Here is a 22352-nt window from a genome sequence, read left to right as displayed (position 1 = left end):
GCCGAGGGTCGCGGGGAGCGTCGCTCCCCGCGACCCTCCGTTACCGGGTCTGCTGGATGGCCGAGACCACCCACTGGCCGCCGCGCTCGCGCATGAAGGTCCAGACCTCCGTCGCCTCGGGCGGGTTGGTCTCGACGACCCGGCCGCTGGCGCGGTCGATCAGCGCGTCGCGCAGGGTGTAGCGCATCGCCACGGTGGCGTAGTCGACCGGGCCCTCGCGCCAAGCCTCGGCGAGGTCGCCCTGCTGCAGCTTCACGTCGGCGATCTTGTTGACCACGCCGCGGGCGGCGTTGGCCCGGATCTCCTCGCCGAAGTAGCCGAACATCTCCGGCGTCGTCAGGCGGCGCAGGGTGGCGGCGTCCTCGGCGCCGTAGGCGAGCTGGACCTGGCCGAGCGTGCGCTCGAAGGCCTCGAAATCCTGCGGGCCGATGCCGACCTCGTCGCGCTGGGCCGGGCGAGCCTGCGCAGCGGCGGCACCGCCGCCGAGACCGGAACCCAAGCCGCCCAGGCCCTTGCCGCCGAGCGGACCGCCGGGACCGGGGCCAGCCGCCGGGCCGCTGCGGTTGTAGGCGCCCGCCATGGCCGGCTCGGCCTGGCGGCGGCGGAAGAAGCGCAGGACCAGCATCACCACGCCGATCAGGAGGCCGACCTGGAGCAGCAGGCCGAGGAACGAGGCGATGCCGCCGAGGCCGCCGAAGAACCCGCCGCCGATCAGCGCGCCGAGCAGGCCCGCGCCGAGCAGGCCGGCGAAGAACCCGCCGCCGAAGCGCCGCTGGGGAGCGGCCGGGGCGCCCATCTGCGAGCCGGGCTGCGTCATCGAGCGCTGCATCGGCGCCGGGGCGCCGGGGGCGGTCGCGGTGGAGGGCGGGGCCGAGTAGGTCTTGGAGCCGCGCGAGCCCATCGAGGAGCCGCTGCCGGGACGCGCCTCGCCGGCCGTCGCCGCCACGGCCATCAGGGCCGCCAGGCCGAAGGCCACCGCCGTCCGGCGGCCGCGGGAGAAGGTGCTCATCATCGGTTCGTATCGCCTCGTGCCATCACCAGTGAGGGGCGTCCCGCCCCCTGCCATGCATATGGGGGCGCGGGTGGCGCAGTAGAAGGGAGGCATCGTGCGGAATGCCGCCCTGTTCGCAACTACACCCGATGAAGAGTCGCCGATCCGTGTCAGATCTGCCAAGCGATAAATTTTTGCGATGACAGGGATTAGCGACCGGTGGCACTTCGTTGCGACCGCGGCCGCGGGATCTCGGCGGCCGGGAAGGTGAGGCGCACCACCGTCCCCTCGCCCGGGCTGCTGCGCAGGGCGACGGCGCCGTTCTGGCGCTTGACCAGAGCGTTGAGGATGGCGAGGCCGGTGCCGCGGCCGGGCTCGCGGGTGGTGAAGAACGGCTCCAGCGCCCGGGCCAGTACCTCCGGCGGCATGCCGGCGCCGGTATCCGCCACGGTCAGCGCGACGTGGCGCCCGGCGGCGCCGTCGGCGGCCACGCCCTCGCCACCGTGGTTGCGGGTCTGAACCGTGACGCGCCCGCCTGCCGGCATCGCCTCGGCGGCGTTGCCCAGCAGGATCTGCAGGATCAGCTCGGTCTGGACGGGATCGATGCAGGCGATCCATAGGTCCGCGGCGAGGTCGAGCTCGAGGCCGACCCCCTCCCCCAGCAGGCTCGCGGCCCGCTCCCGGTGCTCGCGCAGCAACCCGTTGAGGTCGACCGGCCGGGGCTCCGGCCGGTGCCGGCGCGAGAAGGCCAGGAGGTGGCGGGTGAGCGTAGAGGCGCGCTCGGCGGCGTCGGTCGAGCGGCTGAGCGCCCGCTGCACGAAGGCGTCCGGATGCTCGCCGAGGCGCCGGCGCAGGCCGTCGACGTAGCCGACCAGGATCTGCAGGAGGTTGTTGAACTCGTGCGCGACGCCGTTGGTGAGCTGGCCGAGCGCCTCGCGCCTCTGCGCGAGACCGAGCGCCGCTTCGAGGTCGCGGCGGCGCGAGGTCTCGACGATCTGGACCAGTTGCAGCGGGTCCGGCCCCGGCAGCGGCGAGAGGTGGACGAGCCCCCAGAGCGTCGCCCCGTCGCGCCGGCGCAGCAGCACCTCGGCGCTGCCCGGGCCGCCGGAGGCGAGGAACGCCCGTAAACGCGCCTCGGCCTCGGGCTCGGCACCGAGAGCCGCGACGGTCAGGGACGCGACGTCGGCGGGCGTTGCCGCGAGCAGCGCGTGGGCGGCCGGGTTGGCGAAACGCACCTCGCCCGCGGGGCCGGACGCGACCAGCAGGGACGGCAGGGGAGCGGCCGCGAGAACCTCCAGGAGCGCGGCACGCGGCATCCCGGCCTCCCCCGGCGCCTCGGCGGCCGGCACTGGCGCGGGGACATCCGGCACGGGCGGACCTCCGTGATGCGCGGGCCGGGGCCGCCCGCCGAGGGCATCGTCCGGCGAACCGGTCACGGGTTCGCCGGACGATGCAGCAGAATCAAGGACCTGGAGCCGCGCCCGGCTGCGGCGCGACCGGACGCCGGTCGAGGCGGCCGGGTCGTCGCCGCGGTCATCGTCGCCACTCTAGAGCAAGTCCGGCCGGGGTGGAAACCGCGGAACCCGCTTCTGTCCGGCTTAAGCCCGCTCATCGTCATCGACCAGCACCGTGGGCCCGAAGATCGCCTCGAAGCGCGCCCGCAGCACCGCGTCGACCTCCAGCATCGTCACCGGCCGGCCGAGATCGACCAGGCTGGTGACGCCGTGCTCGCGCACGCCGCAGGGCACGATGCCGGAGAAGTGCGACAGGTCCGGCTCGACGTTGAGGCTGATGCCGTGGAAGGTCGCCCAGCGCCGCACCCGGATGCCGATCGCCGCGATCTTGTCCTCGACGCCCGGCCCCTTCTCCGGCCGGCGCACCCAGACGCCGACCCGGTCCTCCCGGCGCTCGCCGCGGACCGTGAACGCCTCGAGGGTCGCGATCAGCCAGGCCTCCAGGGCGGCCACGTAGGCGCGCAGGTCCGGTCGGCGCCGGTTGAGGTCGAGCATCACGTAGGCCACCCGCTGGCCGGGGCCGTGATAGGTGTATTGCCCGCCCCGGCCCGTGCGGTGGACCGGGAAGCGCTCCGGCGCCACCAGGTCGGCCGCCTTGGCGGAGGTGCCGGCGGTGTAGAGCGGCGGGTGCTCGACGAGCCAGACGCGCTCCAGGGCGCGGCCCTCGACGATGGCGGCGGCCCGCGCCTCCATCGCGGCTTCCGCCTCGCGGTAGTCGAGAAGCGCGTCGCGGACCACCCACTCGACGGGGGGGCTGCCGGGGGCGGGCAGGAGGCTGTCCGGGGCGGTGGCGAGCCGGTCGTTTACCAAGGCTTCACCATAAGATCGGATTGTTGTCGCATCGTCTCGTCGTCAGGGTGGGTGCGTCCGTTGCCGGTACTCGACATTCTCAAGGTGGACCTCGCGGTCGTGCTCGGGCGGACCCGGATGCCGATCCACATGCTGCTGCGCATGGGCCGCGGCGCGGTGATCGAGCTCGACTCCACCGACTCCGATATGGTCGAGATCCTCGCCAACAACCACCCGATCGCCCGCGGGCAGATCGTGGTCACCGGCAACCGCATCTCCGTGGAGGTCACCGAGCTGATCCGCAAGGCCGAGGTGGTGCGCGAGCCGGGCGTCCGCATCGGCGACGGCAGCGCCGGCCTGCTCAACGCCCTGTCGGAGGCGCTCTAGGCGAGAATGTTCGCCGGATCCGCATCGGGGCGCTTGCGTCCCCCGGAGGGGACTGGTATTCGCAGCCTCGCTTCGGACGGGTCTCACCCCCGCCCCGCCGGTTCCGGCGACAATCAAGCACTCCGCGGCCGTGGCGGAATTGGTAGACGCGCTAGCTTGAGGTGCTAGTTGGGCAACCAGTGGAGGTTCGAGTCCTCTCGGCCGCACCATCCATCCCGCCGGGTCTTCGACCGCAGCGGGACCGGGTGGGAACCGGGTTCGGCGTGAGCGTCTCGATCCTCGTCGAGACCGTGAGCCGGGCAAGGTTGCCGATGCGTCGAGCCGCTTCGTGGTTCTGACGATCGTTATTGTAAGGCTTTTTACTTCGGCTGGACCGTTTTTTGATGTCCAGCACGCTCCGCGGCCGTGGCGGAATTGGTAGACGCGCTAGCTTGAGGTGCTAGTTGGGCAACCAGTGGAGGTTCGAGTCCTCTCGGCCGCACCATCCCGCCTTCGTGCGGGATGCCGGGATCCTGGCGGCAGGATCATCGCTCTCCCGGACGCGATTGCGCGCGGAGAGCAAAGTTTTCTGAACTCGTCCCGATCGACCCGCGGTTCTTTGCATTCGCGATGGATGCCGCGATCTTGCGACCGAGCGGCGCGCCTGCGCCTCCACCATGGCAACCCGCCACCCGCCTCGCGACAGAACTCGTCGATCCCGACGATCGATCGTCGCGTCCGGAGACTTGCCCGAGCTTTCTGCCTAGAGCGTCGCCCGATCAGTCTGAAACGTAGTGGTCATTCTGGTATCCGGCTGCATTGATGTAGTTGCGGCACTCCTGCGGGGTGAAGGCGGCGAAGGCTTGCTCGATCGCGTCCTGCAGCGCTTTTACCGTGCGCGCGGCCGCGGTGCGCAGCAACGTCTTGAGCTTGGCGAAGGCCTGCTCGATCGGATTGAACTCCGGGCTGTAGGGCGGCAGGTACACCACCCGCGCGCCGGCCGCCGCGATGGCCTCGCGCACGCCCGCCACCTTGTGGGCCTGGAGGTTGTCGAGGATCACCGTGTCGCCTGGCCGGAGCGCCGGGACCAGAGTGTCGGTGACGTAGTCCAGGAAGCGCCGGCCGTTGGTGGCCCCCTCGAAGATCGCCGTCGCCGTCAGGCCGCTCGTGCGCAGAGCCGCCGTGATAGTGGTGGTCTTGTAGTGCCCGCACGGCATCGGCAGGCGACAGCGCTGGCCGCGCGGGGCCCAACCATAGCGGCGCGCCATCCGGGTTGAGGCCGCCGTCTCGTCGATGAACACCAGACGGTCCGGATCGAGATCGAGTTGGCCCTCGAACCACGCCTGGCGGGCCTGCGCTACGTCCGGACGGTCCTGCTCGGCGGCGTGGAGCGCCCCTTTTTACGGGTGATGCAATGGCGGGCCAGGAAGCGCGACAGGCTGCTGGTGCTGGAGGTGACGCCCTGCTCGGCCAAGGCGTCGCGCAGTTCCGACAGCACGATGTTGCCGCGCTTCTCGCACAGCTTCAGGATCCGCGAGGCGTGAGCCTCGATGACGTGCGAGCGCTGGTCGCCGCCCATCGGCTTGGGTCGGACGTGGCCGTCCCGGAGATGGCGGGCGTGCCAGCGACTGACGCTGGCGGCGCTGACACCGAACCGCTCGCCAGCCTGGCGGCAGGACGCACCCGCTATGACAGCGGACACCACACGCTCACGCAGATCGACGGACAAGGGTGAGGTCATCGCTGGCTCCTTCACCCAGCCAACGCCCTAACCAACTTGGCCGTTGCAGGCCGATCGCACAGCGCTCTAGCGCACTCGCCCCCCGGCGAGCGGCCGCCCGCGCCCTCTGCATCATCAATGATACGATGTCCGGAAGGACCCTTCCGGACATCGTATCACAAGCCCGCGCGGTGAAGCGGCGGGCTTCACAGGCTTGAGCGAAGCCGATGCCCGCGTTGCGTAAGCGATCCGACAGGATCGCCTGAAGCAATTGGTCGGAAATCGTATGAACGGCATACAGGTCGATCCGGATCGGAGCGGCGGGACGGCTGAGCGCGTCCGACGGCGCACGTGCCGTCGGCCCGTCCTCAGGCGCCGAGGCACGACCTTGCGCGGCCCGCCCTCAGTTGAGGAAGCGCGGAACCACGAAGCGGATGCCCAGGAGACCGATCAGCGCCATCGCGCCGCTGACGATGAGCACGAACGAGATATCGGCATCCGCCCCGTAACCCGGATAGAAAGCCGACCGGCACACCTTGACGATGTGCATGAGCGGGTTCCACTGCACGTACTCATAAATGATTGCCGGCATCGACTCGACCACGATGACCGTTCCGCTCGTGAAGTAGATGATGAGAACGGGAACGACAAAAATAATCAGCCATGGCGGAAGCATTTGCGAGATGAAGACGTTAAAAAATCCCACTCCCATTGCAAAACAGAGCGAGAGGAGCATGCTTTCACAGAAAGCATAAGGATCCCTGGGCACGACATGCGCGCCGCAGCATGCCGCGATGAAGAAAACCAGGAATATGCTGAGGCTGCTGGTACAAAGTTCCACGATGGCCCGCGACATCACGACGTCGAAGAATTTGACTTGTGGAAAATATATCAACTGCTTGTTCATCATCGGCCCCTCCATCATCTTCCGCGACATGTAGTTGAGGATGATGTAGGGAGACAGGCCGGATACGGCGAACAGCACGATGCTGTCGCCGATCGGCGTCGGCTTCTTCATGACGGCGTAGATGGCGGTGATGACGAGGATGTGGGCGCAGGGCCAGGCGACCGCGATGCCGTAGCCCCACATCGTGCCGCCGAAGCGGGTGCGCATGTCGCGCACCATGAGGGCGCCGAGCACGTCCAGCTGGACCTCGAGCGCCGACTTCGCCTGGTACGCCATCCACCGCTCCCGCTCGGCCGATGCGCCGCAGGCGTGCTCGACCCATTCCATGCTCGACGAGGGCGCTTACGCCGACAATGCGGCAACCGGGTGACCGGTCAGGCTTCGTCCGGGTCGGGCAGGCTCCGCGCCTCGCCGTGGTAGGAGCGGTTCGGGCGCATGTCGACGGCCGAGGCCATGCGGTTCGACATGTTGAAGAAGCTCGCCACCGCCGAGATGTCCCACAGGTCGCGCTCGGAGAAGCCGGCATCGCGCAGCGCCTCGCGGTCCTCCTCCTCGATGGTCCAGGGCGCCTCGGTCAGCGCCACCGCGAAGTCGAGCATGGCGCGGTGGCGGTCCGAGAGGTCGGCGGCGCGGTAGTTCATCGCCATCATCTCGCCCAGCACCGGATCGCCCGAGAGGCTGCGGACCGCGGCGCCGTGCGCAGTGAGACAGTAGTAGCAGCGATTCACGCTCGACACCGCCACCGCGATCATCTCGCGCTCCAGCTTCGACAGGCCGGAGGGCGCCAGCATCAGGTCGTTGTAGAGCGCGGCGAAGGCCTCGAGCTTGGCGCTGTCGTGGGCGTAGGCGAGCAGCACGTTCGGCACGAAGCCGATCTTCTCGCGACACTTGTCGAAATAGGCCCGCATCTCCGGCGACAGATCGGGCGAGGGGGGCAGATCGAGGGCCATCACGGTGCCCTCGGTCTCCTGCGGCGCCGGCCGCTCGCCGACCTCGGGCTTCGCGCCCGCCTTCTTCCTGCCGCCGCTCATGCCCGTGCCCTCCCCGTCATCGTGCCTCCTCTATAGGCAGTTTGCTGCGCGCAGGCGAGGCCGGGGTTGCGGGGGTCGCGACGCTGTGCCACCGCTCCGACCATCAACCTCGGCAGAGGACGAGCTGACGTGGAACCCTCGACCGCGACCGCGACCCCCGAAGCGAAGGCCAGCCGCACCGACCTGATCGCCGCCGCGGCGGCTTTCGCCGAGGACAGGGGAGGACCCGGAGGCTTCGTCCGCGACCTCTTCGGCCGCGTCGCGCCGGAGGACCTGACCCCCTACCCACCCGAGGCCCTGGCCGACCTGGCGCTCGCCGCGAGGGCGCACCTCGCCGCGGCGCGGCCCGGCCGGACGATCAGCGCGGTGCGCCTCTCCGACATCGAGGTGGAGCTGGGCGGGCGTCGGCGCGACCTCACGGTGCTGGAGGCGGTCAACGCCAACCGGCCGTTCCTGCTCGATTCGACGCTCGCCGAACTCGTCGCCCGCGGCTACCAGCCCCGCCTCGTCGCCCACCCGATCCTCGGCGTCGAGCGCGATGCGGAGGGCGCCCTGGTGCGGGTCGTCGGCGAGACCACGGCGCAGGAAGCCGGCGACGGGGCCAGCGGCGAGGCGGGGGCTCTCGCCCGCGAGAGCTTCATCCACGTCCATCTCGACCGCATCGACGACGAGGCCGCCCGCGCCACGCTCGCTGCCAGCCTGGCCCGGGTCTACGCCGACGTCGCCGTGACGGCGGCCGACCACACCGCCATGGTCGAGCGGCTGGCCGAGGCGGCGGCGGCCTATACCGACGCGCCCTCCCCCCTGGCGCCGGAGGAGCGGGCGGAGGCCCGCGCCTTCCTCGACTGGTTGCGCGACGGGCATTTCGTGCTGCTCGGCCTGCGCGAATACCGCGACGCGGGCGGGGCCGACCATGCTGGCGTCAAGGGCAGCGGCCTCGGCCTCCTGCGCGATCCCGCCGTCGAGGTCCTGCGCCGCGGCGACGCCATGGTGGCGGTGACGCCGGAGATCCGCGCCTTCCTGGAGGGACCGGAGGCGCTGATGGTGACCAAGGCGAGCCTGCGCTCGCGGGTGCGCCGGCAGGCCCATCTCGACCTCGTGGCGATCAAGCTGTTCGCGAGCGACGGGCAGCTCTCGGGTGAATTGCGCCTCGTCGGCCTGTTCACCGGAAGCGCCTATGCGAGCCGGGCCGAGGAGGTGCCGTACCTGCGCCGCAAGGTGGCGGCGGTGCTCGTCAAGGCCGGGCTCGACCCGACGAGCCATGCCGGGCGCTCCCTCGTCCACGTGCTCGAGACCTATCCGCGCGACGACCTCTTTCAGATCGAGCCCGGCCTGCTCCTGCGCTTTGCGCTCGCCATCGTCTCCCTCGCCGACCGGCCGCGGGTGCGGGTGCTGGCGCGGCCCGACAAGTTCGGCCGCTTCGTCTCGCTGATCGCCTACCTGCCGAAGGACCGCACCGACGCGCGGCTCCAGGCCCGGATCGGCGCCTTCCTCGCCGAGCAACTGGGAGGACGGCTCTCGACCATCGCGCCGGACTATCCGGAGGGGCCGCTCGCCCGCCTCCACGTCATCGTGGCGACCCCGGGCGCGCCGCCGGAGGAGATCGACGCCGCGACACTCGAGGCCGGCATCAGCGCGCTGTCCCGCACCTGGGCCGATTCCCTGCGCGAGGCTCTGGCCGAGACCCGCGGCGGCGACGCGCGGGGCCTCGCCGCGGTCTATGCCGATGCCTTCCCGGCGGGCTACCGCGAGATGTATGCCGGCGCCCAGGCGCTGCCGGACATCGCGATCCTGGAGCGGATCTCGGAGGGCCAGCCCCGGGCGGTCGACCTGTTTCGCCGGCCCGGCGATCCCGACACGCGGATCGGCCTGAAGGTGTTTTCCCGCGGGACCGCCCTGCCCCTCTCCGAGCGGGTGCCGGTGCTGGAGAATCTCGGCTTCCGGGTCATCGACGAGCGCTCCTACCGCCTCAAGCCCGAAGGGACCGGCGCGCGGGTCTGGCTGCACGACATGGTGCTGGAGCGTGCCGGCGGCGGCGCGATCGACGTCGCGGCGGTGGAAGGCCCGGTCGAGGCGGCCCTGCTCGCGCTCGCCCGCGACCTCGCCGAGTCGGATGCCTATAACCGCCTGGTGCTGGAGGCCGGGCTCGGCTGGCGCGACGTCGCGCTGGTCCGGGCGCTCGGGCGTTACCTGCGCCAGCTCCGCATCCGCTACGGCCAGGACTACCTCGCGGCGACGCTGGCGCGCCACCCGGGCCTTGCCCGGCGCCTGGTCGCCTTGTTCTACGCCCGCTTCGACCCGCGCCGCGACGGCGACCGCGCGGCCGCACAGGAGACCGTGCGGGCCGAGATCGAAACGGATCTCGCCGGGGTCACCAGCCTCGACGAGGACCGGATCCTGCGCCGCTTCGTGAATCTCGTGGAGGCGGCGCAGCGCACGAACTTCTTCCAGATCGGCCGCAACGGCCTGCCGCCCGAGACGATCGCGTTCAAGTTCCGCTGCGCGCGCGTCGACGGGATGCCGCTGCCGCGGCCGCTATTCGAGATCTTCGTCTACAGCCCCAGAGTCGAGGGCGTGCACCTGCGCTTCGGCTACATCGCCCGCGGTGGCCTGCGCTGGTCCGACCGGCCGGAGGATTTCCGCACCGAGGTGCTCGGCCTCGTCAAGGCGCAGCAGGTCAAGAACGCCGTGATCGTGCCGGTCGGCGCGAAGGGCGGCTTCTTCCCCAAGCGCCTGCCGCCGGCCAGCGACCGCCAGGCCTGGATGCAGGAGGGCACCGAGAGCTACCGGATCTTCATCCGGACGCTCCTCTCGCTCACCGACAACATCGTCGGCGGCAAGATCGTGCCGCCGCCCGCCACCGTGCGGCACGACGACGACGACGCCTATCTGGTGGTCGCCGCCGACAAGGGCACCGCCACCTTCTCGGACGTCGCCAACGCCCTCTCGCTGGAGGCGCATCACTGGCTCGGCGACGCCTTCGCATCCGGCGGCAGCCAGGGCTACGACCACAAGCAGATGGGCATCACCGCCCGCGGCGCCTGGGAGGCGGTCAAGCGCCATTTCCGTGAAGTCGACATCGACATCCAGGCGGAGCCGGTCACGGTGGCGGGCGTCGGCGACATGTCGGGCGACGTGTTCGGCAACGGCATGCTGCTGTCGCGCTGCCTGAAGCTCGTGGCCGCCTTCGACCACCGCGACATCTTCCTCGACCCCGATCCCGACGCCGCGACCGCCTTCGCCGAGCGCAAGCGCCTGTTCGACCTGCCCCGCTCGTCCTGGGCCGATTACGACCGGTCGAAGATTTCTCCGGGCGGCGGGGTGTTCTCGCGCCAGGCCAAGACCGTGCCGCTCTCTCCCCAGATCCGGGCCCGCCTCGGCCTCGACCGGGCGGAGGCGACGCCCGCCGAGGTGATGCAGGCGATCCTGCGGGCACCCGTCGACCTCCTGTGGTTCGGCGGCATCGGCACCTACGTGCGCGCCACCTCCGAGAGCGACGACGAGGCCGGCGACCGGGCGAACGACGCGATCCGCATCACCGGCTCCGAGCTGCGCGCCCGGGTCGTCGGCGAGGGCGCGAATCTCGGCCTCACCCAGCGCGGCCGGATCGAGGCCGCCCGCCGGGGCGTGCGCCTCAACACCGATGCGATCGACAACTCGGCCGGCGTCAACACCTCGGACGTCGAGGTCAACATCAAGATCGCGCTGGCGACGCCCGAGCGCGACGGCCGCCTGAGCCCGGAGAGCCGCAACGCGCTCCTCTCCGGCATGACCGAGGCGGTGGCCGACCTGGTGCTGCGCAACAACCAGCTCCAGACCCTCGCCCTGTCCCTCGCCCAGCGCTCCGCCGCGACCGAGACGGGCTTCGCCGCCCGGCTGATGCAGAGCCTGGAGGCCGATCACCGCCTCGACCGCGGCGTCGAGTTCCTGCCCTCGGACGCAAGCCTCGCCGAGCGGGCGCAGGGCGGCGAAGGCCTGACCCGGCCGGAACTGGCGGTGCTGCTCGCCTACGCCAAGCTCGCGCTCAAGGACGCGCTGCTCGACAGCGCGGTGCCGGACGATCCCTACCTCGCCCGCGAGCTGGAGCGCTCGTTCCCACCTGTCCTGGTCGCGCGCTACCCCGACGCGGTGCAGGGCCACCGCCTGCGCCGGGAGATCATCGCCACCAGCCTCGCCAACGCCATCGTCAACCGCGGCGGGCCGACCATCGTCAGCCGGCTGGCCGACGAGACCGGTGCCGAGGCCCCGTCCATCGCCGCGGCCTACGCGGTGACCCGCGACGCCTTCGGGCTGATCGACCTCAACAAGGCGGTGGACGCGCTCGACGGCGCGATTTCCGGCGACCAGCAGCTCGCCCTCTACGCCGAGTTGCAGGACCTCCTGCGCCAGCGCATGGTCTGGTTCATCCGCAACGACGAGGCCGCGCCCGGCGGCATCGAGGCGGCAGTGCAGCGCTACCGCGACGGCATCGCGGCGGTCTCGGAGGCCCTACCGGGCGCCCTGCCGCCGGCCGCCGCCGAGGCGCTGGCCCGGCGCATCCGGACTCTCGTCGACCACGGCGTGCCGGAGGCCCTGGCCTCCCGCCTCGCGGCCTTGAGCGAGCTCGGCGCCGCGCCCGACATCGTCCAGGTCGCCGAGGCGACCGGGCGCCCGCCGGCGGCGATCGCCGCGACCCACTTCGCGGTCGCAGACCTCTTCCGCCTCAACGCCCTCTCGGCCGCCGCCCGGGCGGTGCCGGTGGCCGACACCTTCGACCGCATCGCCCTGGAGCGCGCGGTCGCCGGCATCGCCTCGGCCCACCGGGCACTCACAGCCGAGGCCGCGGCGTACGAGGCGGAGGGGGCCGCCGCGGTCGAGGAGTGGGGCCAGGCCCGCGGCGCCTCGCTCGCCCGCATCCGCACCGCGGTCGCGGCCATCGCCGCCTCGGGCCTGACGGTATCGAAGGTCTCGGTGGCGGCGAGCCTGCTCGGGGATCTGGCCCGGCGATGACCGCGACGCCGGACTTCGGGGCTGAATTTCGCACCCGCTTCGCGGAGCTGGTCGCCTGGCGCCGCGACGTCCGGCGCTTTCGCCCCGATCCGGTGCCGGAGGACGATGTCCGGGAATGCCTGGCGCTCGCCGGCCTCAGCCCCTCGGTCGGCAACAGCCAGCCCTGGCGCTTCGTGCGGGTCTCGGATCCCGCCCGGCGCGCAGCGGTGACGGCGAGTTTTTCCCGCTGCAACGAGGCCGCGGCGGCGACCTACGCCGACGAGCGGGCCGCGGCCTACCGCCGCCTCAAGCTCGCGGGCCTGCGCGAGGCGCCCCTGCATCTCGCGGTGTTCTGCGACGAGGCGACGGGGACCGGCCACGGGCTCGGACGCGCCACCATGCCGGAGATGCTGCGCTACTCCGCGGTGACGGCGGTCCACACCTTCTGGCTCGCGGCGCGGATCCGCGGCCTCGGGGTCGGCTGGGTGTCGATCCTGTGCCCCGAGGAGGTGACCGCATCCCTCGACGTGCCCGCTGCCTGGCGGCTGATCGCCTATCTCTGCGTCGGCTACCCGGCGGAGGAGCATGCCGATCCGGAACTGGTTCGCCATGGCTGGCAGGCGCGCCAGGACGCGCCGCTCCTGGAGCGGTGAACGGGACGCAGACCAGCGCTGCACTCGCCGCAATTTATACATACTAGTAGGTACAGTACAAAAACCGAGGCTGCTCCCTCAGCCGCGGAGGTTTCCGATGCCCTTGGTCCACATCTCCCTGAAGCGCGAACGCCCCGCATCCGAGCGGCGTGCCATCGCGGACGCCGTCCATGCCGCCCTGATCGGCAGCATCGGCGTGCCGGCCGACGACCGCTTCCAGATCGTCTCCGGCCGGTTCGACGAGGTGATCTACGATTCCCACTATCTCGGGATCGCCCGCAGCGACGATCTGGTGATCGTGCAGATCCATCTCTCGACCGGGCGCAGCGTCGCGCAGAAGAAGGCGCTGTTCGCCGCCATCACCGAGAATCTCGGCGCGGCCGGAGTGCGGCCGGAGGACGTGTTCGTGAACCTCGTCGAGACGGCGCGGGAGAACTGGTCCTTCGGCAACGGCATCGCCCAATACGCCGATGCGCCCCCGCCCCACCTCGCGGGCGCAGCCTGACGCTCCGGCCTGGAGGTCCCGGCCGCGGCATAGCGCGCTCGCGAGCATGTTCCGACGAAGTGGGTACCGGTTCGTCGAAGACAATGCGGCAAATCAAAGACTTAGGGAGCGTCGCGATTGCAATGCGATCGTGAGGCGCTCTGAGCGTCATGCGCCGAAGCGGTCACCGGTTCGGCGGCGAAAACGATGCAGGATCGAGAATCTAAGTAGGGGTGCCCCGCGCAACTCCGCTTAGCGGCAGGAGAGGCGGCATGGCGCGGCAGGGATCATCGAAGCGCGACGCGATCGTCGCGGCGACGAAGGTGCTGCTCTGGGAGCGCGGCTACGAGGCGACGAGCCCGCGGGACGTGCTGGCGCTGAGCGGCGCCGGCCAGGGCAGCCTCTATCACCACTTCCCCGGCAAGCGGGAGGTCGCGGCCGCGGCGCTCGCCGAGATGGCCGAGGAGGAGATCGCGGGGATCGACGCGCTGTTCGCGTCCCCCGCACCCCCTCTCGACCGTGTCCGAGCGTACCTGACCCGCGAGCGGCATGCGCTGCGCGGCTGTCGCCTCGCCCGCCTCGCCAATGAAGCCGCCATGGAGGAGCCGGCCTTGCGCGAGCCGGTCGCGGCCTATCTCGGGCGCATCCAGGCCTCGCTTCGCGCGAGCCTGGAGGAGGCGAAGGCGGCCGGCAGCCTCATCCCCGGGATCGAGCCCGCCCCGTTCGCCGCGGTGCTGATCGCGATCGTCGAGGGCGGCTTTGTGCTGGCCCGGGTGCACTGGGACGAGGCCGCGATGCGCGAGGCCATCGACGGCGCCGTGCAACTGCTGGCCGCGGTGAGCCGCCCTCAGGCGTGAGCCTGGGCCGCCGCCAGGATGCCGACGCCGACCGCGATCACCCCGATGCCGAGGATCATCAGCGGGGTGACCGGCTCGCCGAACAGGATGGCGCCCCCGAGGGCGGCACCGACCATGCCGACCCCGGCCCAGATCGCGTAGACGACCCCGATCGGCAGCATGTCCATGCTGGACGACATCAGCCAGAGCGCGGTGCCGTAGCCGAGCGCGACGAGAACCGTCGGGCCCGGGCGGGTGAGCCCGTCGGCGGCCTTGAGGGCGAGCGTCGCGGTGATCTCGGCGCCGATCGCCACCGCGAGGGTCAGGAACGGGTTCATGCGGTCGCAATCCGCGGCAGCGCGGTCGCGGGGCCCGGACCCGGCTCCGGCGCCACGAACATCTCGAGGTCGTCGGCGAATTGCTCGGCGATCTCGGGGGCGTTCTCCAGGCAGACCTTGAGGTAGTCGGTGAAGGCCGGCGGCGGCGCGAGACCTTCCGCCAGGAGCCGCGCGTTGGAGAAGGTCAGGTCGAGGGAGCAGAAGGCGTAGTAGGCCCGCACCGCCCGCAGCATCGCCTGCTTCAGGGCGCCGTCGAGGCCGAAGGTCTCGGAGAAGCGCCGGCGCAGCAGCGCCCGGTCGGCGACGAGGTCGAAGCGGGAGAAGTCGTCGCGCGGGCCGCCCTCGGGGTCGGCGGCGGCGAAGGCGCGCATCAGGTCGTCCCAGCGCGCCCGGGCGCCCTCGCCGGCCGAGATGTGGTAGAGGGTGTGCGCCAGTTTCGGCTTGCGCAGCAGGCCGAGCAGGCTGTCGGCGACCCAGTCGACCGGGACGATGTCGACGGCGCTGGCGGGGTCGCACGGCACCAGGCGCAGCCGGTCGGCGGCGCGGATCACCCACAGGATGCTGGAACTCGGCGCCGCCCCGAGGGTCGAGTGCCCGACCACGATCGAGGGGCGGGCGACCACGATCGGCAGGTCGGCGAAGCTGCCGGCGAGCGAGGTCTCGGCCGCCGCCTTCGAGACCGTGTAGGCGACGAGGTGGCGCGCCTGGGGCGAGGGATAGGCCGCCTCCTCGACGAGGGACGGCGCCTCGGCGCCGCAGATCATCGCGGTGCTGACGTGCAGGAAGCGGACGAGCCGCGGCATGGTCCGGGCGCGGCGGGCCAGCGCCAGCGTGCCGTCGTGGTTGGTGCGGCTGACCCGCTCCTCGCCCCACCACGAGGTGTCGGCGGCGAGATGCAGCACGTGGGTGACCGAATCGAGCCGCGGGTCGGCGTCGAGATCGGCGCGGGTGAAGTCGCCCGGCACCACCTCGACCGCGCGGGCGAGGCGCTGGGCGGTGAACGGGTCGGTGAAGCGCGACAGCCGCGCGGCGATCCGCTGGCGGCCCTGCTCGGCGCTGGTGCAGCGCACGAGGCAGACCCACTCGGTGCCGTCGCGCTGGCTCAGGGCCTGGTGAAGGACGGCGCCGCCCAGAAAGCCGGTTGCGCCCGTCAGTAATATCCGTGCCACGCTGGACCTCCCCGCATTCTGGAGAGATGCCACAAACGAGCAGGCAATAAATCCGTTCTGGCGGCATCAATCTCTTATTCGTGCAGTATGTTGCGCGTGCGCAACCGTCTATTTCTCATTTTGATTAGTCCATTCGAGCGAATATCAAGTCAGAAACACGCTGGAAACACTCGGTATAATCCGTTCGGCTTAGGGCAATGCGAGGACAATGGTCCGCCACGCGCTCATGACGGCGGAATCGTGCTGCAGACATACTCAGAAATACTTTGGAAACAGTCACGGCCGAGCCGGCTACGCTCAGCCGCGGCTCAGCAGATGGGCGAGGAGCGCGCGCAGCTGCGCCGGCTTCACCGGCTTGTGCACCAGTTCGCAGCGCGCCGCCCGCACCCGTGCTTCGACCTCGGACGAGTGGTCGGCGGTGGTGATCACCGCCGGGATGTCGTGGCCGTGGACGGAGCGCAGCCATTCCACGGTGTCGAGGCCGCAGGCACCGCCGTCGAGGTGGAAGTCGGCGACGACGACGTCCGGGCTCCAGGTCGTGCCCAGCAGCCGCACCAGGCTCAAGTGGTCGCGGGCCGCGAAGGCGTTGGCGTCCCAGCCGTGGAACAGCCGCGCCAGGGCCTCGAGCGCCGCCTTGTCGTTCTCGATCAACGCGATGCGGGCGCCGGTCAGGCTCGTCGGCGGCACCAGTGAGGGGGCGGGCCGGGGCGGCTCGGGGGCGCAGGGGGTGAGGTGCAGGCTGAAGCGCGAGCCGTGGCCGACCCGGGATTCGAGGCTCAACGGGTGCCCGAGCGCCTGGGCCGAGCGGCGCACGATCGACAGGCCGAGGCCGAGCGCGATCTCGCCGTCGACGCTCTCGCGACCGCCGCGGTGGAACTCCTCGAAGATCAGGTCCTGCTCGTCGGCCGGGATGCCGGCACCGGAATCGACCACGTCGATCCGGATCTCCGGGCCCCGCTTCCTCGCCGCCACCAGCACGCCGCCGGCGGCGGTGTAGCGGATCGCGTTCGAGACCAGGTTCTGCAGGATGCGCTGGAGCAGCACGAGGTCGGTCGCCACCCAGGCCTGGCCGCCGCGCACCGACAGGCGCAGGCCCTTGCGCGCCGCCAGCGGCCCGAAGCTCGCCTCGACGCTCTCCAGCACGTCGGCGACGAGCACCGGCCGCACCACCGGCTGGATCAGCCCGGCATCGAGCTTCGAGATGTCGAGCAGCGTCTTGATCAGGTCCTCGATCGTCTGCAGGCCGCGCTCGACCTGGCCGACGATGGTCCGCGCCTCGGGTCCCACCCGCATGTCGGCGAGCGCCGAGATCGACAGCCGCGCCGCGTTGAGGGGCTGGAGCAGGTCGTGGCTCGCCGCGGCGAGGAAGCGGGTCTTCGAGCGGTTGGCCCGCTCGGCCTCCTCCTTGGCCGCGGTCAGATCCAGGTTCGAGCGCTCCAGGCTGCGCATCAGCGCCGTCAGCTCCTCGGTGCGGGAGCGGACCTGGCCTTCCAGGGTGATGGCGGTCTGGAACAGCGAGTAGGCACTGCCGCGCTGGTCCATCGTGCGCTCGACCTGGGACATCAGGGCGGCGTTGATGCGCTCCAGCTTGGCGATGCGGCGGTGGAGCGCCGCGACGTCCTCGCCCGCCTCCCCGCTCCTCGCCTCGTCCGTCCCGCTCACGGGCCGGCGGGCCGGCCGATGGCGATGCCCGTGAAGGTCTGGTTCAGGTGCATCGAGCGGTACTGCTCGCCGTAGGTCTCGAAGCCGACGACGTTGTAGTGCCGGTAGAGGTCGGCGATGCTGTGGCGGACCTGGTGGATCTCGGCGTCGAGGCGGCGCAGCACGCATTCGAACCCGATCACCAGGTCGACGCCGCCGAGCCGCGCGTCGAGCCGGGCCAGCTCCTCCCGGGTCGCCTCGACGAGATCCTTCTGGCGCGCCAGCGTCAGCACCACGCCGCTCTCGATGGCGCAGTGGAAGCTCAAGGACTGGTCCGGGTTGAGGTGGCGGATCGAGCGGCAGAAATAATCGCCGCCGACCCGCACCACGAGCGGGTGCGCGGCAAAGCTCGTGGGGGTGAGCGCCTCGGGATCGAGGCCGAGCGCGTTGGCGTACTCGACCGCCGCCGGCTCGGCGTTGAGCTCGCGCACGGTGCGCTGCTCGTGGTCGGTGTCGGTGACGACGAACTTGACGCCGGTCGGCTCGAAATTGTCGTTCTTGAAGATCTCGACCGGGAAGTCGGACTCGATCAGGAGCAGGATCGCGGCCCGGCGGTGCACCTGCCCGTCATGGATCAATGCCGTCTCGGAGAAGGTGAGCTCGTCCCCGGCCGAGCCGCCGACCAGCGGCACCCCGTCGAGCCCGTACCCGATCGCGGCGATCACCGTCTCCTCGGCATTGGCGAGACCGTCGATGAGCGAGATCGCGAAACGCTGCCCGCCGCGGGAGATCCGCTCGTGGGCGCAGCGCAACGCGCGGATCGAGGCGGCGGCCCGCTCGGCGTCGAGGTGGTCGACCGCCTCCAGCACCGTCGAGGCGATGCGGAACCCCTCGTGCGGGAAGGCGATCGCCACGAGGCCGCGGTCGAGCCCGGCCATCGGGCTGATCTCGCCCGAGGAGGTGCAGCCGGCGACCCGCACGCCCGGGAAGGCGCGGGTCAGCGCGGCGTTCAGGGCCTCGACCCCGTAGACCGGCGAGAAGAAGATGACGAGATGGGCGATGCGGGCGATGTCGAGGGAGGCGGCGAGCGCCGCCACGGCGGCCTCGGCCCCGGCCGCCTCGGTCCAGGCGGTCTGGATTCCGCAGCGATGCGAACGCGTGCGCGTGTCCTCGCCCTGACTCTTGCCCGGCATGGTTCGCGCCGAATCGACCCGCGCCAAGGTGTCCAGCACCAAGCGGTCCCTCCCGTGTTGCCGGCTCCGTTGCGGCATTGCCGCCATTATGCGGCGCGGGGATGCGGCTGGCAACAAAGGCGTGAGGGTGCGCAGGCGCGGCCGGTGCGGCGGCCACGCCTGCGCTGGGGAACGGACGGGCAGATCGCCCCCGCGATCGGCGGCCGCGCCGCCCCACGCGACGCAGCCGCCAGATGCCACGCTCCGCTCCCACCCGCTCCGCGGTGAGGAGGTCCTTCGGCCGCCGAGGTCGCATGACGATAGGACCGGGTCGGCGCCGGCCACCATTGGACCAATGTGCAGGGCGCGGACATCCCGTCGAGGATCCATACCAAAGCATGGTGGCTGCTGAAGGGGCCGCATGATAACTCTTCCCTCGACTTATGGGTGCGGCGACGTTGCTGCGCTCGATCTGCGTGTGCGCGGGCCCGGTGGCTCTGCGCCGGCGAGAGGATGATCCGCTGCGATGGTGGGATTGACCGGTCCGGCCCCTGGGGTGTCTCTTCCACGGCCGGACGGAGCGCCGACGCCCGTCGCGGAGGGGTCGGACATGCACCTGATCATCGTCGACGATCACCCGTTGTTCCGCGATGCCCTGAGCAGCGCGGTCCGTCTCGCCTTCCCGGCCGCCGAGGTCGAGGAGGCGGACGGCATCGAGAGCGCCTGCGCGGCCCTCTCCCGCGGCCGCTCGATCGACCTGACGCTCCTCGACCTCACGATGCAGGGCGTCAACGGCTTCGACGGGCTCATCGCCATCCGCACCCGCTTCCCGCGCATTCCGGTGCTCGTCGTGTCGGGCCTCGACGACCCGCGCATCGTGCGCGAGGCGCTCGCCCACGGCGCCGCCGGCTTCGTGCCCAAGGCCGCCGGCAAGCCGGTTCTGATCCGCGCCATCACCAACGTTCTCAACGGCGCCGTCTTCGTGCCCGAGGGAGTGGCCGGTCCGGCGGAAACCCCGGGCCGCAAGCCCGGCAAGGCGCCGATCGCCGAGCGCATCGCCGAATTGACCCCGCAGCAGGTCCGGGTGCTGCTGATGATCCGCCAGGGCAAGCTCAACAAGCAGATCGCCCACGAACTCGGCGTCGGCGACTCGACCGTGAAGGCTCACGTCTCGGAGATCCTGCGCAAGCTCGGGGTGATCAGCCGGACCCAGATCGTCATCGAGACGGCGAATTTGGATTACGATCATATTCTGGCGGGGTTGCCGTCGAGTTGAGCAGGACGGCAGACGACACGGTCGAACGCCAAGTCCATCCTACCCGCGACCTCATCCTGCGGGGCCGCGTAGCGGCCCTCGAAGGCGGCCTCCAGCTCACTTGAAAACTTCTGGAGGGCTCCTTCGAAGCTCACTTTGTTCGCACCTCAGGATGAGGTCGCGGGCGGGATGGACAAACCTCCGGGCACGGGGCGAGGAATCGGCAGTCGATTCCTGTTAGACGGTCCCCGAACGCAGCGAGGAATTGTCAGATCATGGCAACACGAGCATGAACCGCCGCTCATCCATCCCTACGACGAAAGTCTAATCCTCCCCCAGCGTCCCCAACCCGCGGCCGCATTGGCAGCCTTTGACGTTTCCTTTACCCGAAAGTCGAAGGAAGCCGCCGAAGCCCGTTTTCAGCCCGGCGGCGGAGCCGGGAGGAAACCTGATGACAGCCGTCCGGAAACACGGACCCTGGGCCCTCGTGGGCGCGCTTGGGGCCGCCGCCCTCGCCGTCGTGGCGACGCAGCGCGGCGAGAGCATCAACGCCCTCTGGATCGTCGTCGCGGCGGTCTCGGTCTACCTGATCGCCTACCGCTACTACTCGCTCTACATCGCCGACCGCATCATGCGGCTCGACCCGACCCGCCAGACCCCGGCGGTGCGCCACAACGACGGGCTCGATTACGTCCCGACCGACAAGTACGTCCTGTTCGGCCACCATTTCGCGGCGATCGCAGGCGCCGGCCCGCTGGTCGGCCCGGTGCTCGCCGCCCAGATGGGCTACCTGCCGGGCCTGCTCTGGATCCTCTCCGGCGTGGTGCTGGCCGGCGCCGTGCAGGACTTCATGGTGCTGTTCGTCTCGATGCGCCGCGACGGCCGCTCGCTCGGCGAGCTGATCCGGACCGAGCTCGGCACGATTCCCGGCGTCGTCGCCCTGTTCGGTGCCTTCCTGATCATGGTCATCATCCTGGCGGTGCTGGCGCTGATCGTCGTCAAGGCGCTGGCCGAGAGCCCCTGGGGCACCTTCACGGTGATGGCGACGATCCCGATCGCGCTCCTGATGGGCGTCTACTCGCGCTGGATCCGCCCGGGCCGCATCGGCGAGGTCTCGATCCTCGGCTTCGTGCTGCTGATGGCCGCGATCGTCTTCGGCCAGAACGTCGCCAACGACCCGACGCTGGCCGCGCTGTTCACCTTCACCGGCACGCAGCTGTGCTGGATGCTCATCGGCTACGGCTTCGTCGCCTCGATCCTGCCGGTCTGGCTGCTCTTGGCGCCGCGCGACTACCTCTCGACCTTCCTCAAGATCGGCACCATCGTCGGCCTCGCGCTCGGCATCCTGGTGCTGGCGCCGCATCTCCAGATGCCGGCGGTGACGAAGTTCGTCGACGGCACCGGGCCGGTCTGGTCGGGCTCGCTGTTCCCGTTCCTGTTCATCACCATCGCCTGCGGCGCGGTCTCAGGGTTCCACAGCCTGATCTCGTCGGGCACGACGCCGAAGCTGATCGACAACGAGGTCAATGCCCGCTTCATCGGCTACGGCGGCATGCTGATGGAATCCTTCGTCGCCGTGATGGCGCTCGTCGCCGCCAGCGTCATCGATCCGGGCGTGTACTTCACCATGAACTCGCCGGCGGCGGTCGTCGGCACCACGGCGGAGAGCGCGTCCGCGGCGGTCACCGCCATGGGCTTCCCGATCACCGCCGACACGATCAAGCAGACCGCGGCCGACGTCGGCGAGCACACCGTGATCTCGCGGGCCGGCGGCGCGCCGACGCTGGCGGTCGGCATGGCCCACATCATCTCGAACGTCATCGGCGGCAAGGCGATGATGGCGTTCTGGTATCACTTCGCCATCCTGTTCGAGGCCCTGTTCATCCTCACCGCCGTGGATGCCGGGACGCGGGCCGGGCGCTTCATGCTCCAGGACCTGATCGGCGTCGCGGTGCCGGCCTTCAAGGACACGTCGTCCTGGGGCCCGAGCATCGTGGCGACGGGTCTCTGCGTCGCGGCCTGGGGCTTCTTCCTCTACCAGGGCGTCACCGATCCCCTCGGCGGCGTGAACACCCTGTGGCCGCTCTTCGGCATCTCGAACCAGATGCTGGCGGCGATCGCGCTGACGCTCTGCACCGTGGTCATCTTCAAGATGAAGCGGGAGCGCTACGCCCTCGTCACCATCGTGCCGACGCTGTGGCTCGTCGCCTGCACCCTGACCGCCGGCCTGCAGAAGGTCTTTTCCGCCGACCCGCGGGTGGGCTTCCTCGCCCACGCCGACCGCTACGCCACGGCGCTCGCCGAGAACAAGGTGCTGGCGCCGGCGAAGAGCGCCGACCAGATGCGCCAGATCATCTTCAACGACCGCATCGACGCGGTGCTGGCGCTGGTCTTCGTCGGCGTCGTGGTGGCGATCATCGCCTTCGGCGTCCAGGCCTGCCTCAAGGCCTACCGGGCCGACCGCTGGACCGCCGTCGAGGCGGATCCGCGGGCGGTGCCGGCGGCGGCGGAGTGAGCC

At 70.7% G+C, this 22352-nt stretch carries 17 protein-coding genes and 2 tRNA genes; 9 read left to right on the top strand and 10 right to left on the bottom strand.

The features are described 5' to 3' along the window. Positions 1-40 precede the first annotated feature (40 nt). The 3 genes from DK412_RS03165 to lipB all read right to left on the bottom strand — a co-directional run bounded on the left by DK412_RS03165 (position 41) and on the right by lipB (position 3315). Positions 41-1012, bottom strand: coding sequence for a TIM44-like domain-containing protein (locus DK412_RS03165; protein ID WP_109970761.1), 972 nt, complete (start codon positions 1010-1012; stop codon positions 41-43). A gap of 188 nt (positions 1013-1200) precedes the next feature. Then, positions 1201-2361, bottom strand: a complete 1161-nt coding sequence (locus tag DK412_RS03160; protein ID WP_245447404.1) for an ATP-binding protein — start codon at positions 2359-2361, stop codon at positions 1201-1203. Between the two features lie 228 nt (positions 2362-2589). Next, the gene (gene lipB / locus DK412_RS03155) at positions 2590-3315 is read right to left on the bottom strand and encodes a lipoyl(octanoyl) transferase LipB (protein WP_109970760.1); all 726 of its coding nucleotides are present in this window, start codon (positions 3313-3315) and stop codon (positions 2590-2592) included. A 60-nt stretch (positions 3316-3375) separates the two neighbouring features. Here lipB and DK412_RS03150 point away from each other — a divergent pair, with 60 nt between their 5' ends. From DK412_RS03150 to DK412_RS03140, 3 genes are all read left to right on the top strand, one after another. After that, a complete protein-coding gene (locus DK412_RS03150; RefSeq protein ID WP_109975029.1) occupies positions 3376-3681 on the top strand; it encodes a FliM/FliN family flagellar motor switch protein in 306 nt (101 codons plus the stop codon). 124 nt (positions 3682-3805) lie between these two features. Further along, positions 3806-3890 (top strand) — tRNA-Leu (locus DK412_RS03145). Between the two features lie 190 nt (positions 3891-4080). After that, positions 4081-4165, top strand: a tRNA-Leu gene (locus DK412_RS03140). Positions 4166-4439: 274 nt separating this feature from the next. Here DK412_RS03140 and DK412_RS03135 read toward each other — a convergent pair. From DK412_RS03135 to DK412_RS03125, 3 genes are all read right to left on the bottom strand, one after another. Next, positions 4440-5401, bottom strand: a protein-coding gene (locus DK412_RS03135; RefSeq protein WP_109970617.1) for an IS630 family transposase whose coding sequence is annotated in 2 segments (ribosomal slippage) — positions 4440-5056 and positions 5056-5401 — 963 coding nt in all. Because the reading frame shifts where the segments join, the coding sequence is not laid out codon by codon here. A 382-nt stretch (positions 5402-5783) separates the two neighbouring features. After that, positions 5784-6614: an ABC transporter permease gene (locus DK412_RS03130; protein ID WP_109970759.1), complete on the bottom strand. Its 831-nt coding sequence runs from the start codon at positions 6612-6614 to the stop codon at positions 5784-5786. Between the two features lie 47 nt (positions 6615-6661). Continuing rightward, positions 6662-7318, bottom strand: a complete 657-nt coding sequence (locus DK412_RS03125) for a peroxidase-related enzyme (protein WP_109970758.1) — start codon at positions 7316-7318, stop codon at positions 6662-6664. A 129-nt stretch (positions 7319-7447) separates the two neighbouring features. Between DK412_RS03125 and DK412_RS03120 the strand changes: the two genes are divergently transcribed. The 4 genes from DK412_RS03120 (at position 7448) to DK412_RS03105 (ending at position 14280) form a co-directional block, all read left to right on the top strand. Beyond that, positions 7448-12307, top strand: coding sequence for an NAD-glutamate dehydrogenase (locus DK412_RS03120; RefSeq protein WP_109970757.1), 4860 nt, complete (start codon positions 7448-7450; stop codon positions 12305-12307). Continuing rightward, positions 12304-12939, top strand: a complete 636-nt coding sequence (bluB, locus tag DK412_RS03115; protein WP_109970756.1) for a 5,6-dimethylbenzimidazole synthase — start codon at positions 12304-12306, stop codon at positions 12937-12939. Before DK412_RS03120 ends, bluB begins: the two co-directional genes overlap by 4 nt. A gap of 97 nt (positions 12940-13036) precedes the next feature. After that, positions 13037-13444: a tautomerase family protein gene (locus DK412_RS03110; protein WP_109970755.1), complete on the top strand. Its 408-nt coding sequence runs from the start codon at positions 13037-13039 to the stop codon at positions 13442-13444. A gap of 251 nt (positions 13445-13695) precedes the next feature. Beyond that, a complete protein-coding gene (locus tag DK412_RS03105; protein ID WP_109970754.1) occupies positions 13696-14280 on the top strand; it encodes a TetR/AcrR family transcriptional regulator in 585 nt (194 codons plus the stop codon). On the opposite strand, the gene DK412_RS03100 is transcribed toward DK412_RS03105, so the two are convergent. From DK412_RS03100 to DK412_RS03085, 4 genes are all read right to left on the bottom strand, one after another. Next, a complete protein-coding gene (locus tag DK412_RS03100; RefSeq protein WP_109970753.1) occupies positions 14271-14597 on the bottom strand; it encodes a multidrug efflux SMR transporter in 327 nt (108 codons plus the stop codon). The two genes, DK412_RS03105 and DK412_RS03100, sit on opposite strands and share 10 nt — an antisense overlap. After that, a complete protein-coding gene (locus DK412_RS03095; protein WP_245447403.1) occupies positions 14594-15766 on the bottom strand; it encodes an SDR family oxidoreductase in 1173 nt (390 codons plus the stop codon). Before DK412_RS03095 ends, DK412_RS03100 begins: the two co-directional genes overlap by 4 nt. A gap of 297 nt (positions 15767-16063) precedes the next feature. After that, positions 16064-17329, bottom strand: a complete 1266-nt coding sequence (locus tag DK412_RS03090) for a hybrid sensor histidine kinase/response regulator (RefSeq protein ID WP_109975027.1) — start codon at positions 17327-17329, stop codon at positions 16064-16066. A 95-nt stretch (positions 17330-17424) separates the two neighbouring features. Then, positions 17425-18600 (bottom strand): FIST N-terminal domain-containing protein, encoded by a 1176-nt coding sequence (locus DK412_RS03085; protein ID WP_109975026.1) that lies wholly within the window; start codon positions 18598-18600, stop codon positions 17425-17427. A 589-nt stretch (positions 18601-19189) separates the two neighbouring features. On the opposite strand from DK412_RS03085, the gene DK412_RS03080 reads away from it, so the two are divergent. Continuing rightward, positions 19190-19855, top strand: coding sequence for a response regulator transcription factor (locus DK412_RS03080; RefSeq protein WP_109970752.1), 666 nt, complete (start codon positions 19190-19192; stop codon positions 19853-19855). Positions 19856-20285: 430 nt separating this feature from the next. Continuing rightward, the gene (locus DK412_RS03075; protein WP_109970751.1) at positions 20286-22349 is read left to right on the top strand and encodes a carbon starvation CstA family protein; all 2064 of its coding nucleotides are present in this window, start codon (positions 20286-20288) and stop codon (positions 22347-22349) included. Positions 22350-22352 lie beyond the last annotated feature (3 nt).

Source organism: Methylobacterium sp. 17Sr1-1 (assembly GCF_003173775.1).
GTDB lineage: Bacteria > Pseudomonadota > Alphaproteobacteria > Rhizobiales > Beijerinckiaceae > Methylobacterium.
This window is presented reverse-complemented; position numbering and strand designations above follow the sequence as displayed.